Here is a 12,979-nt window from a genome sequence, read left to right as displayed (position 1 = left end):
GAACAATGAGTTCATAAAGCAAATTTACTTAACATTCACGTCTCCCTATAGGATAATTTTTGTTTCGCCGACTACTTCCCCGGCATCACTCAGTACCTTAGAGGAACGCAATTGGTATAAGTTTGCAATGGTTTGCTTATTTTTATAATTTATTTTCTTTAAAATTTCAGCAACAACTAATGGCCAGAGCAGCTCTGTTCCACTTTGAATTTTTAATGCAATACTGATTTTCTCTTCTTTCAAAGCAAGACAATATACTCCCTGCGCCCCGCCTTTTGCAATAATATTCTCATCCTCCAGCAATACGGTGCAGATAAAATTATGAGATGCGATAATCTCCGGGTGAGCCTGCATGGTGTCAGCAATTCTCTCCAATATCTTCTCTTTTTTCTTATCGTTCATCATTTCCGGCTTCACAAATTTAAGATAAGATAAAGCCATATTTCGCAGCGGGACGCCATATACCGGTACTCCGCAGCCATCTTTTCCTGCACTCATTTTTTCTTTGGGAAATTCACTTAAAGCCTCAATTTCCGCTCTAATTCGTTCCTGAATCGGATGATTAAATTCTCCATAACCTTCCATGCTATGCCCCAGCTCCCTTGAATAAGCCAGGAAACCGAGATGTTTACCTGCACAATTATGCAACAGCTTCCGTTTTTTATGACCCTTACAAATATAATCAATTTTAGGAGATTCATTTAAGGGGTAGCTCTCACCACAGATAAGTGATTCTTCGTTTAAATTTAATTTATTTATTAAAGCGTTTAAGCTTTTCTGATGATAGCTTTCCCCTCGCTGTGATGCACAAAACAATGCCATTTCATCTGCCGCCAGACTATATATTTCTTCAATATCTGTATCGAATACAGGTATCGCCTGGATCGGTTTCATGGCAGATCGGTAAAATACAGGAGTATGATCCACATCTCCTTTTGCATAAATAACTTCTTTTTTTTCATTTAACACGCATATCATTCCATTATGCTTATTCTCTAAGCTTCCGCCCCGGTATTCTTCTGCAATAATTGTACGCATTAAAGATACTCCTCCTCATTCTTCCCTTCTAAACTTAGACTCCCTTTCTGTCACCACCTTATAATGATGCTCCTCATGAATCCTTAAAAGCTTCACCACCTGCACAACATTTGGATATTTCGGTACAGGGTCTGGATATCTAATCCAGTAACACTGTTCTTTCGTAAGAGACGCTACACATAATTTCATCTTTTCTGTCTCTTCCTCCAGTAGATCTCTCAGCTCCGCAAGCGTATATTCCCGCTTCATTTTCGGCTTTAAAATAAAGGGCGCCTTCATCGTCTTCCCACGATATATATTCGGCATATCACTTATATACTTTTTCGCCTTTGGGCGGCGAAGCTTCATATAAAAACGGGCAACCGGTAAATAATAGGCTGATGTAATCCGTGTAAGCTTTAGCAACAAATAACAATGATAAATCGACTCGGCAACACTCCACTTATCAGGCACTGCCCGTCTGTGAAGGGATGACTTGAAAATTTCTGTATGAAAATATTTATCCCGCATTTTCTGGAGTTCTTCAAAAAGAGGGGAAAGATCTCTATGCATAATGATCACCTGACCGTCATTATTTTTTGTTCAGAAAACTGTTACTCCTAACTTTATCATAGAGATGGAGTAGGCGGCTTTGTTTTTTTATAAATCCATTAAAGAAGAAGGGTCCTGTATCGTGATTCGATACGGGAGCCCTTCTTCTTTAATCCTTCTTCATAATATGCATTCCTTATTCTTCACCTTCACTTACCGCTTCACATCCCCTACACTCCCCGACATAGCAGCTAAAATCTCCGCTTCCGTTGCCATCGGCGTATCCCCAACAATCGTACACGCCAGCATACCTGCAACCGCTGCAAATGACACTGTTTTTTCCGGTGCAAATCCCGATAATTCCCCATGCAGAATACCGCTAGTATATGCATCTCCTGCACCAATACGATCATATACAGGGAAGGTTAGCTCGCTCGAAAATACAAATTTATCCTCTTTATACAGATAACCTTCCAAAGAATGTGTATTATCCTCATTAATCTCCCGGTGAGTACCCGCAATCATCGGAATGCTGTACTTTGCTGCTACTTTTGGAATAACATCTTGAAGCTGGTCTTTTCTCTTCGTTTTCTCCGTTTCCACTCCTAGTATATATAGCGCATCTTTTTCATTCATCATAACGATATCTGCGAGTAAAAGCAGCTCTTCATAATACGGTCTCGCTTCCATATAGCCTCTCTCCCATAAGGAAGGGCGATAATTGCAGTCAAAACAAATCAGCCCGCCGTTTTCTTTTACCTTTTTAGCCAGCGCTTTCATACTTGTACGAACATTATCTGTCATCGCCAGGCTGATGCCGCAAAAATGAATAACATCTGTATTCGCTGCAATTAAATCCAGATCATAATCAGAAATATCTGCCGTATTAAATGTACTCTCTAAACGATTGGTATAGGTGACCCGGCTCGCCCGCTGCCCAAAGCCATTTTCTAAAAAATACACTCCAATGTACTTACCGTCTCTTGTAATGAAGTCCCTCTCTATTCCTAAGCGCTGCAGAAAGGCTATTGCTGCATCTCCCAAGGGATTGTCCGGCAACTTTGTGATTAGATAACCGTTGTGTCCAAGCTTTGTCATAGCAGATGCAACATTGACTCCCGTGCCTGAAAAAGAGTACTGCAAATTACTTGCCTGCGAAAGTAATTCATAACCCGGCACCTGCAAGCGCATCATTACTTCGCCAAATGCGACAATGTTCTTAGGCATATGTATCAACCAGCTCTTTACTGATAGTCAGAAGCTTTTTAACATCTTCCGCATTGGTTTTTCCGGTCTCCTTGTTAATAATGGAAGAATACACATGCGGAATCACTTTAGGCACTTTTGCTTCTAAAGCAATCTCTAAAATGGCAGCGAAGTTATCCAGATCAATCCCGCCTGTTGGCTCTAAAGCAAAGTTTTCCTCACCACAGGCTTTGGCAACAGTACGGAATTCTGCTTCTGATTGTAACCCTCTCATCGGAAAGTATTTCAAGGCATTTCCACCCATATCACGGACAAGTGCAATCGCAGCCTTAATGGGAACAATAGCCGCCTCACCAGCTGCTGCACTAACCGGTCCCGTAGAAATATTGACATATCCCGCCCTGCCTGCCGGCGATACCAGTGCGTTAATCCAGCTATCCTGTTCTCCTAAATTTGCCCGTGTTGCCCCTACAGCAGGGAAAACCTGATTAATATGGGAGCCTGGATAATATTTCGCAATGTCTGCAACAACTGCGGCCTGCCTGTTGTCACCTGCACCCAATCCAATCGAAACAGCATCCTCAATCGCTTCTCCATATGCTTTCATGGCTGTAACAGCTGCATCCACTGTTGGATAGTCCTTAGAAAGCACACCCACCAGCACATGTCCCTCTGCTGCATCGAAGACTTCTTTTGCATTTTCAATACTATTCGCTAATACATTTAGCGCGACTCTACTTTTATAAAAACGAGAATGGATCTGCATTATTTGCTTCCCCCCAAAATGGATTTTAATTCCGATTCAATTACATCCATGTCGTCCCTCTGCAATGGGCGGGGATCAATATCAAAAAAGCCCTGACGCACCCCATAATCCCGCGTATAAATGGCTATATCCCCGTGACGAAGCTTGTCATTTACCTCTTTGGCGGTGATTCCTGCCACAACAGAATCAATGTGAATCCGTGCTCTGAAAATTGCACGCCCGGCTTCATCCTGCACGATAGTTACTGTTATACCATCGATGGTATTCAGTGATTGCAGTGCTTCTAAGCTTCTCTTTTCAGCCTCACTATTATCTTCTTTTACAAAATATTCATCCAATGCCTGCAGCAGTCCAAATGTTGTTTCCTTGCCAACCTTCATGCTTCTTCCAATATAATGGAGCTGTGTTTTTACCCACTTCACATAATCCTTTTTCCCTGCCACAATACCAGATGTCGGTCCTTCAATCGCCTTCGATCCACTATAAATCGCTAAATCGGAAATCTTTACATATCTTTTCAAGTCCTCTTCAGCTGCTGCATCAACGATGAATGGAACACGATATGCCCGCGCAACTTCCCAGGCTTCCTCCACAGAAATCATATTTTTTTGGACAGCATGATGCGATTTTACAAATAAAACGGCGGCTGTATTTTCATTGATCGCATCCGCAATATGCTCTTTCCTTCCCTCATTAGCGTAGCCTGTTTCCACAAGCTTTCCTCCGCCAAGAGCAATCATGGTCTCTACTGGCGCACCATACTGCACATTATGGCCCTTCAGCATAACAATTTCATTTTTGGGAATAGCCTCCTGATGCAGTTTTTCACTTTTTCTGCGGTTTCCTTCTGTGACAATCGCTGCAACACAAAGTGCAATACCGCTGGAGGCAGAATTGACAACAGCAGCAGCCTCGGATTGAAGCAGCCCAGCAATATGTTCTCCTGCCTTATCTACTAAATCTGAGATTTCAACATAGCTCTGACCGCCGGATTTCATCGCTTCCATGACGGTATCTGATGGAGCAGAAACACCTAAGATACTCATTCTTCCGCTTGCATTAATCACCCGCTTCAACCCGTACTTAGCATGTATTGTATTCGCCATTAACAACCACTCCTTTGACTGTGATTCTTTGCTCCGCCTGACGTATTTCACCGTCTGAGTCCATTAAATCTATTGTCTCATCTTCTACAGAAAATAGGGTAAGATTGGCAATATCCCCTATCGCAATCCGGCCAAGCTCCGGTTTATTTAACCATGCTGCCGCGTCCACTGTTACTGCATCAATAATTTCTTTTAAGGAATAACCCAGGCACAGAAATTTATTTAATACATTGGCCATGCTGTATACTGGTCCATGCTGCCGGTTTTTTCGATAAATATCTGTGCTGATCGTGTGAAAATGAATCCCGTATTCCTTCGCCTGTTCAGCTGTCTGAAACGAAAAGCTTGCATGACCATGCCCGACATCTAAATGAACACCACGCTCCATTGCTTTTAAAAATGCAGGCAGCGGTTTTCCTTTATCATCAAATAAATTATTCTTCTTTCCATTCAAAAAGTGTGTAATCACATCCCCTTCCTCCAGTAAATCCAACACATCATGAATATCCGGCGGTCCTGAGCCGATATGAACCATTAACGGCAAGTCTGTTTCCTTAGAGAATTTCCGCGCTATTTTTAAAGGCTCAATATCATTCAACCCCACTACGCTGCTGCTGATTCTTGCTTTTAATCCTACGATAAAATCCTTATACTCATGGACAGCTTGCTTTAATACCTCTTTATTTAATAAAGATAAGTCTGATAATTCATCTACCCGCTCTAACCCAACTCTGGAAATATTCAAAAATGCAAATACATTTGTTTTAGACTTTTTGGAGCTGTCAGCTAAATCTTGAATCCGGTCAGCTCCTGTGCTCCCTGCGTCGATAATCGTTGTTACTCCTGCTTTATAGCCGACCTCATCGATATCGTCTCCATATGGATCAAATTCTGGAAAGGCATGTACATGCATATCGATCCAGCCGCTGGAAACATAAGCTTTATTTTGATAATCGATTACTTTTTCACCAGCCGCCGTTCCTGGTAAAGCAATACTAACAATTTTTCGATTCTCTATCACAATATCTACAGAAGTACCATCCAGCATTTTTATATTCTGTAGAACCATATTATCTGCCATTTCCATCATCCTTTGACCGATCTTAGTCATTAAAATAAAAACTTATATGATAACTATCTAAACATATAATCTCGTTTTTGGTTTAACTCTGTTTGGAATAGATTATCATTAATTCCCCATTCAGTCAACATAACATTATAACGTTTTAAAGTAATAGAATACATAATTCATTTTCATTACATAAAAGGGGAAATATGAATACTTCAATCCATATATAATTTCATCCTATATATTATATCTTAACTAAAACACTACGAAGATTCACACAGCTCATTACTGCATCAAATTTATTCCAGGAAATCGCTGCACCTTCCTCATAAAAAAACTGCATCTACTGATACAGTCCATTAACTCTCTCTAATTTCTTTAATCTGTTTATCTATTTTCTTTATTTCATTCTCTTTTTTCTTCTTCTTCATATCCTTTGATTTAATCTCTTCTTTTTTCAATTTCAGACTGTCCACTTGCAAATCCTTATTATTCAGCTCTTCGCCGAGCTTCAGAGCTTCTTTGTGATTATCGAGCTCCAGATAGCTTCTTCCGGCGAGATATTTAGCCCGATCATTATCAGAAATATCATCATAAATATCTATAACACGCTCAAAATCCTCGTTAATCCATGCTTGTTCGATCGTTACCTCTGGGGCATCGGACTCCATCTCAAGAATGGCTTGTTCGGCTTCCTCTCCCTCTATCGATCTTAACTCTTTAACCACTTTAACATGGTAAGAGGGGTCCAATTTGCTGGCCTTGTTCAGGCTGTCAACTGTTCCGAGTTTGATATATTGCTCTATTAAGGCGTGCTGTGCCTCTTCATCTAGCTTCTCTACACCTTCAAAGCCGGCAATGGCTTCTTCTACCTGGCCAGTTACTGCCAGATAATAACTATCGATTATTTTATCATTTTCCGCAATTTCCGCTTCTAATGCCTCTTTTAATTCCGTGAGCTCTTCCTGTTGATCTGCATCTGCAGTAGAAGCTTCTGTCATTGGTACAACCTTAATGACATAAAGCAGAAGCATACCTAAAACCATCCCCAGCACTAACCCGGCAGGTACAATTATTTTGGACTTGTTATATTTTTGAAAGTTCTTCATTAGTATACCATCAGCCTTGCTGGCATTTGTTGTTGTTGCAAACTGACTAATCACATTTCTTAACTCTTTTATCGTCACAGCCTTCTGTATTTCTCTGATAATCGGCTGTTCTTGCGCCAATTCATCCATATTACTGCTATTTACGTCTTCATAATTCACTGCGCTAAAAAGTCCGATTATAATCGGCTTTACTTCACGTACCACCTGCCGTCTCGTCAGCTCGTCCGTTGATAAAACAAAGCGAATACCACGCTGCGCAAATTGGACATCTCCTTGTTCATTGACATAGATATTATCTGGATGGATAAGTGTAGTATACTGTGTACCAACTAATTTTTCGACAGCCAATATAGTCATAGCTGCTTTAACCTTCACATCATTACTTTTAGGCTTAAAGCTGGATAAAGGCTTATATCCTTGGGGCTTCTGATAATAAATACGGACAACATCACCATCAAGTGAATACCGCTTGAAATCGAAGAAAAGATCATCCTTTCTATTCAGTTCCTCCAATTGCTCTGCATCTATTATATTCGTTTGCGATTTTGGAATTTCATAAATAACTTGATCAGCCATTTCTTTGATAGTGCCGTATTTCTGTTCCTTCATCTTGCTCACCTCCATAACATATTATCTGTTGCGGGAATGAATCAGCTCTTTCATTCGCTCCCGGTAGGGCCTGTTTACTTTGGCAAATGCAGAGATTACCTTCTCAATACTGGTAAAACGTTTATCCGGATTCGTAGCTGTCAGTTTTATGACGATATTGGCAAAAGTCTTGGGAAGCCGATTACGAAGAATAATCTCATGGTCACTCGCATAAATATTCTTGCCATTACTCACTAAATAAAATAAAACCGCACCTAATGAGAATAAATCCGAGCGGAGATCCACTACACCATTCTCGAACTGCTCTGGAGCGGCATAACCAATTGTACCTAATGCATTCACCTGTCCTGCCTGTTCGACAGTAGCGGATATACCAAAATCAACCAGATATACCTGCCGATCCTCAGCAAGCAATATGTTAGATGGCTTAATATCTCTAATAACGATTGCCGGTTTATTCTGATGAAAGGCTTGGATAATGTCAGCCAATTGTTTTGCAATATCCAGGATTTCCTCCCAAGTAAACTTTTTTCCTTTTTCGACTATTTCAGAAAGATCAACAGCCTCTAATTTTTCTATTACGACAGCCTTATAGTATTGATTTACTGTCAATTTATCATATAGCTTCGGGATTCGGTCATGCTTTACTGTAGCAAGGATAGCTGCTTCATTATCAATTTGGTTGTTCAATAAAGTGTCCGGGCTCTTTACCACCTTCAGCAGTGCATGTTCTCCGTGAGTCAGTTTAACTTCATACAACAAAGATGTCCCGCCTTCCGCTGCATAATCAATCATTTCATATTTATGCTGAACCATCTCATGCTTCTTCCACATAGCTATTCCTCAGTTCTTTGATTAAAATTAACCGCTAGAACCGACGCATCATCGGTACGTTTCTTTGCTTTCGTTAATGCATAAAAGTGAGAAATAATCCCTTCCAGTGACTGCTTTTTCTCTATCTGTGCCGCCCACTCCTTATTTAACTCGTTATCTGTAAATAACGTATAAAATCCATCTGTGCACAACAAAAAGGAATCTGAAGCGGTAAAAGTACCGGAAGCAGTGTATGGCTCTACTTCACCTTTCACCCCCATACATTGGGTTAAATAGTGGGCTTTATTATGAGATTTTGCTTCCTGCACTGTCATTAAGCCTTCCTCGACTTGCATAGAAGCAAAGGAATGATCAACCGTTAACTGGAGAAATACCTTCTCTTTATTCAAATCAATCGTATCACCATTTGACTCTTCCAGCTCAATGATATTCTCCCGATAACGATAGATCCGGCTATCACCGACATGGCAGATAAAGTATTGATCCCCGATAAATAAAAGAACACTTAAGGTAGTACCAATATCCGCCTGTTCTAATTTACCGATCTCAATCAAGCGATCATTCATCTCATGAAAAAGGGTAATTAGTTTCTCTTTGCAGGTCGATAGAAAGGATGCTGGTTCTTCATTCATCCAAATAGTGCTGTGCCACCATGTCAACACATAGTCAACAGCAAAACGGCTGGCAGCATCACCTAAAGAGTGACCTCCCATCCCATCTGCAATCACTGTCAGATGTACTTCCTGTCCGGACGACAGTCTATCACTGGAGTAACCAAATGCATCTTGATTCGATCTCTCAAGAGAAGGCGTTAAACTGAATTTTTCCATCTGTATGACCTTGCTCAGCTTTGTATTATTCATTCGGACACCTTGTAAGTATAGACTGTTTTCCCAATTTGAATGCTATCGTCACTTGATAGCTCATAAATTTTATAGGGAATAATTTTTTCATTATTAATATAGGTTCCATTCTTGGCTCCAAGATCCTTAATGCCATAAGTATCCGATAATTTGACCAGCTCCACATGTAAGCGGGAAATACCTACAGCCTTTTCGATCAAGTCAGTTCCCTTTTCTGCACGTCCAATAACAAAGTTATCCTTCTCAAGATGAATTTCTTCCTCTTCCCCATCACGATCAATTACTAAATAGTTTCTGATCTTCTTCCTGCTTTGCTCTGGAATCATTTCCGTTTCATCTAGTAACATTGTTTGGTCATTTATTTCTTCCTGCTTTTCTTCATCGGAGGAAGTTATTGGTTCAAACTCCGTAACGCCCTGGTTCTGCACCTGCTGGTTATTTGTGATTGCCGTAGCTGATATTTCTTCCACAGTTTGTTGCTCTACTACATTTGTTTCTTTATTATTTTTACGGAAAGCCACCTGTTTGGCCGGCTTACTTTTCACTTTGACTTCTTTTTCTGTAATAATCGGTTTGACACCCGGCCTCCAAACAAACCAATACACATACACCCCGGCAATAACGACGAGGGACAAGATAATGGAAACAATCAGCATAGCGGTATTGCCTGCGTCCATATATAACCGCCATACTCCGGCTAACAATAACACACCAATTAAAATAGAGTACGTCTTTATCTTGCTGGCAAGAGGGGGCATTTTTCGTACTTTTTTTATCTTTATGATTTCTTTAGGCTGGGAAGCTTCTCTTTGATAGGCCGCTTCTTCATCCTCCCCCTGGTACCCCTGCTTTTGCAATTGACTCAATAACTGCTTAATACCATGCAGGCTAAAACCCGGGTCTTTGATATAATTCAGGATGGTTTTGAATTGCACACCATTCAGCCCTTTAACCTCACCTGCCATATTTAATAATAATTTCTTCAGGCTCTCATAAAGCGTTGAATTGGTCACTCCCTCTTTTAATGGGATATACATTAAATAAACCTGATGATAGCCGTCACCAATATAGATATACTCTTCATCAAGGACAAAATGGTCTTCACTTAACATATTATTATTTGAATCTTGTAAGGCTTGAATAATATTAATAAACAAAGCATAATAGTTTTGCATTGAAAGTGGACGTTCTTTAGCAAAAGGGCGCAACTTGCGTAATCCCTCTGTTTTATAAAATACAGTGATTTCTTCATTTATTTCTTCCAGACTTATCGGTAATAATCTTGGAATATGATTTGATTGAATCATTTTTAATTGCAGATCTTGAAAATCATCCGCGGTGAAGCCTTTCTCATTTGTTTGTTTCAGCTTCACATAGCCGCCATTCGATTCTAATTGGTCTATATGGTATAGCTCCAATGGATTAGACACGAGCTATTCCTCCTTTGTTTAATACTGTTTCTATTCTTTAAAAGGATGCCTAAAAAGTCATCAACCCTTTTCGGTGGAATGCATCCCCGTTCAGAAACTCCTAAGAATTTAGCCGACTGCTTCTAACTTTATAACTTTTTGAACACGCACCTTAAGCGATATACATATAATAAAATGCAGTAATTACACCAGGTACAACTGCATATATAAACGGAAAACGGTTAGACACATTTTTTTTAAACGACTCTAACGGTGTTAATGACCGCTTCTGGATGCTCTCCTTGATATGTATAAAAGCCAACAGCATGTTAATAAAAATCGTTTTGGTGAATAATAAAATAATAACGCCAATAATACCGGCAAAAACAATCGAATACATCGTAGCATATAAGGTGAACAGCACCCCTGTAATCGCACCAATCGCTGCAAACAGTTTTACATCGCCTGCACCGATTGCTTTAAATATATATAACACAAGCATAATCCCGCCGCCGGCCAGCACTCCGAACACAGATTGCAATAAACCGTCGATTTGATGTATAAATAAGTGATATAAAATACCTGCCAAAATCCCTGTTACATTAAGCCAATTGGGAATCCGCTGTTTACTGATATCGAAATAAGCTACTACGAGCAGAAAGATAATTAATAAAATAAAATTTCCCTGCAATGTTCAGATCACCTTCCTTCCTAATTTCCAACCCAGCCACGCTCCACTGCCACCTTCTTAATTTTGATCTCTTTCTCAAAGAAGGGAAGCACCATTTGCATCGTATTCTCTGCTTCAATCCTGACATCTGCGGCATCCCCGCTTGTCCCATGCGGGAAGGAAGAATTAGTTACACGAATATTCTCCGGGCTGAAAAAGCTTGAAGAGGGCACATTTTCCTGGTACATTCCTTTTACAATATCTTGATACATACTATCAGAGAAATGGTTAAGTGCTTCTCCAGATGTAGGGATGACATCTTTCCCCACCTCACCTAATTTGTTTAAAATATATTCAGCTACTTCATCATTTCCAAGCTTACCAGCAGCATTATCTGTTAATGAATCAACAAATCCATCTGTCTGATTTTGAATTTGGTTTTGAGCCAGCATCGCTAAATAAGAATAGTGTGCTACAGACTGTGCTGTCTCGTTTACAGCTTCTTGTAAGGCCATTTCTGCGATTGATATTTTCACTAATGAAGTCAGAAATAGTATAAAAGTTAGCAAAAGAGGGATGATTAATGCTGCTTCCACTGTAATGCTTCCATTATCTTTTTTTAGAAATCTCAACATAACTCCCTCATTTCATCTTTTAGGACCTGCCTTAGTCAATGTTCACACATCGATCGGGAATCCTGTCATAATTAGCTATTTTTTCTATTTCATATTGATCATTAATTAAAAAGTGCTCCTTGTGATTTCCATCACTTGTTTCAAAAAACGTAATAAATTTCCCTGTAAATCCATCGCTTTTATGATCTATATGTAATGCCTCACAGACCTCTATATGAACGATATCACTTGCTTGATATGCTTCCCCGGAAAAGTTCATGTTCAGCGCCTCTTCTACAATGGCTTCTTTTGCTTTTTCCTGGTCTAAGTCTTCTATATACATTTGCGGCTGACTGTCGCCTTCAGATTTTGTCTCACTATTACCGCATCCGGCAAGTAATAGAAAGCAAGCGCCTAATATCATGAATGATTTTTTCAACCTTAGCAACTCCTATTTTTTTATCAAAATAACCATTGCCATCTGAATATAATGGAGATTATTTGTGAGGAGAAGTGATTTCTCCTCACCTGATTCATCATTTATTTTTCCGGGTTTGGTAATTCAAAAATGACTTCCTGATCTGACATAGCTTCATATTTAAAAGCGAATTTGTCATGATAATCTCTCATTTCAACATACACTACATGACCTTGTACTTCTTCACCAGGTGCCAATTCTTCATCCCCTTCAGGAAAGAACTCATCATAAGACGTATCTCCTCCCTGCTCATCTATACCTGATAAATTTGCAGAGAACATTTGGTGTGGAATATAGGATTCATCGCTAATGTTTTTAATCGTTACATCAACGACTGCCAGCGTATAATCATCATCTTGACTAGTCATGACATCTTCCATTGTTTTTCCATTTACTTCGTCTGCAAAATAAAAGTCATTAACAGTTACCTGATAATCAAATTCATACAAATCACTTGTAATGACTGCTGTTTCACCAATCTGATACACTTTTTTATTTTCGTCCTCTTCCGAAGTGTTTGGATCTGATTCCGTTTCCTCTGTCGTACCGTTAGCTGCTTCTTCATTGTTTTCTGTGGCTTCCCCATCATCACTGCACGCTGCCAGTAACAAAACGGCAAATAATAAAATAAATAGTTTCTTCATTGGTCATTCCTCCCAGTTAATAGTACGTGTTTT

14 protein-coding genes are annotated in these 12,979 nt (G+C 39.8%); all 14 read right to left on the bottom strand.

All coding sequences use genetic code 11. From position 1 onward, the window contains the following. Positions 1-45 precede the first annotated feature (45 nt). Complete coding sequence (locus FLK20_RS13810; RefSeq protein ID WP_152657178.1) at positions 46-1,038, bottom strand: asparaginase; 993 nt, start codon at positions 1,036-1,038, stop codon at positions 46-48. 15 nt (positions 1,039-1,053) lie between these two features. Beyond that, entirely contained in the window at positions 1,054-1,590 is a 537-nt protein-coding gene (locus FLK20_RS13805; RefSeq protein WP_152657177.1) for a DinB family protein, read from the bottom strand. A gap of 192 nt (positions 1,591-1,782) precedes the next feature. Continuing rightward, positions 1,783-2,796, bottom strand: a complete 1,014-nt coding sequence (locus FLK20_RS13800) for a sugar kinase (RefSeq protein ID WP_152657176.1) — start codon at positions 2,794-2,796, stop codon at positions 1,783-1,785. Beyond that, the gene (gene dagF / locus FLK20_RS13795; protein ID WP_152657175.1) at positions 2,789-3,541 is read right to left on the bottom strand and encodes a 2-dehydro-3-deoxy-phosphogluconate aldolase; all 753 of its coding nucleotides are present in this window, start codon (positions 3,539-3,541) and stop codon (positions 2,789-2,791) included. Before dagF ends, FLK20_RS13800 begins: the two co-directional genes overlap by 8 nt. Further along, positions 3,541-4,647, bottom strand: coding sequence for a DgaE family pyridoxal phosphate-dependent ammonia lyase (locus FLK20_RS13790; RefSeq protein WP_152657174.1), 1,107 nt, complete (start codon positions 4,645-4,647; stop codon positions 3,541-3,543). Before FLK20_RS13790 ends, dagF begins: the two co-directional genes overlap by 1 nt. After that, positions 4,625-5,728, bottom strand: coding sequence for an amidohydrolase/deacetylase family metallohydrolase (locus FLK20_RS13785; protein WP_152657173.1), 1,104 nt, complete (start codon positions 5,726-5,728; stop codon positions 4,625-4,627). Before FLK20_RS13785 ends, FLK20_RS13790 begins: the two co-directional genes overlap by 23 nt. A gap of 347 nt (positions 5,729-6,075) precedes the next feature. Then, positions 6,076-7,434: a type VII secretion protein EssB/YukC gene (locus tag FLK20_RS13780; RefSeq protein WP_194165629.1), complete on the bottom strand. Its 1,359-nt coding sequence runs from the start codon at positions 7,432-7,434 to the stop codon at positions 6,076-6,078. 21 nt (positions 7,435-7,455) lie between these two features. After that, positions 7,456-8,268, bottom strand: a complete 813-nt coding sequence (locus tag FLK20_RS13775) for a serine/threonine protein kinase (RefSeq protein WP_152657171.1) — start codon at positions 8,266-8,268, stop codon at positions 7,456-7,458. Between the two features lie 2 nt (positions 8,269-8,270). Next, positions 8,271-9,131 (bottom strand): PP2C family protein-serine/threonine phosphatase, encoded by an 861-nt coding sequence (locus tag FLK20_RS13770; protein WP_152657170.1) that lies wholly within the window; start codon positions 9,129-9,131, stop codon positions 8,271-8,273. Then, a complete protein-coding gene (locus FLK20_RS13765; RefSeq protein ID WP_152657169.1) occupies positions 9,128-10,561 on the bottom strand; it encodes a DUF6382 domain-containing protein in 1,434 nt (477 codons plus the stop codon). Before FLK20_RS13765 ends, FLK20_RS13770 begins: the two co-directional genes overlap by 4 nt. Positions 10,562-10,712: 151 nt before the next feature. Beyond that, positions 10,713-11,231 carry an A24 family peptidase gene (locus FLK20_RS13760; protein ID WP_152657168.1) on the bottom strand — a complete coding sequence of 173 codons (519 nt, stop codon included), beginning with the start codon at positions 11,229-11,231 and terminating at the stop codon, positions 10,713-10,715. 20 nt (positions 11,232-11,251) lie between these two features. Then, positions 11,252-11,842 carry a TadE/TadG family type IV pilus assembly protein gene (locus FLK20_RS13755; RefSeq protein WP_194165628.1) on the bottom strand — a complete coding sequence of 197 codons (591 nt, stop codon included), beginning with the start codon at positions 11,840-11,842 and terminating at the stop codon, positions 11,252-11,254. Between the two features lie 34 nt (positions 11,843-11,876). After that, positions 11,877-12,263, bottom strand: coding sequence for an outer membrane protein assembly factor BamD (locus FLK20_RS13750; protein ID WP_152657166.1), 387 nt, complete (start codon positions 12,261-12,263; stop codon positions 11,877-11,879). 101 nt (positions 12,264-12,364) lie between these two features. Then, a complete protein-coding gene (locus FLK20_RS13745; protein ID WP_152657165.1) occupies positions 12,365-12,946 on the bottom strand; it encodes a DUF4352 domain-containing protein in 582 nt (193 codons plus the stop codon). Positions 12,947-12,979: the final 33 nt, after the last annotated feature.

The organism is Oceanobacillus sp. CFH 90083, assembly GCF_009389585.1.
In the GTDB taxonomy this organism is placed as follows: domain Bacteria; phylum Bacillota; class Bacilli; order Bacillales; family Amphibacillaceae; genus Oceanobacillus.
The sequence above is the reverse complement of the archived record's forward strand: the minus strand, read 5'-3'. Positions and strand labels throughout refer to the sequence as shown.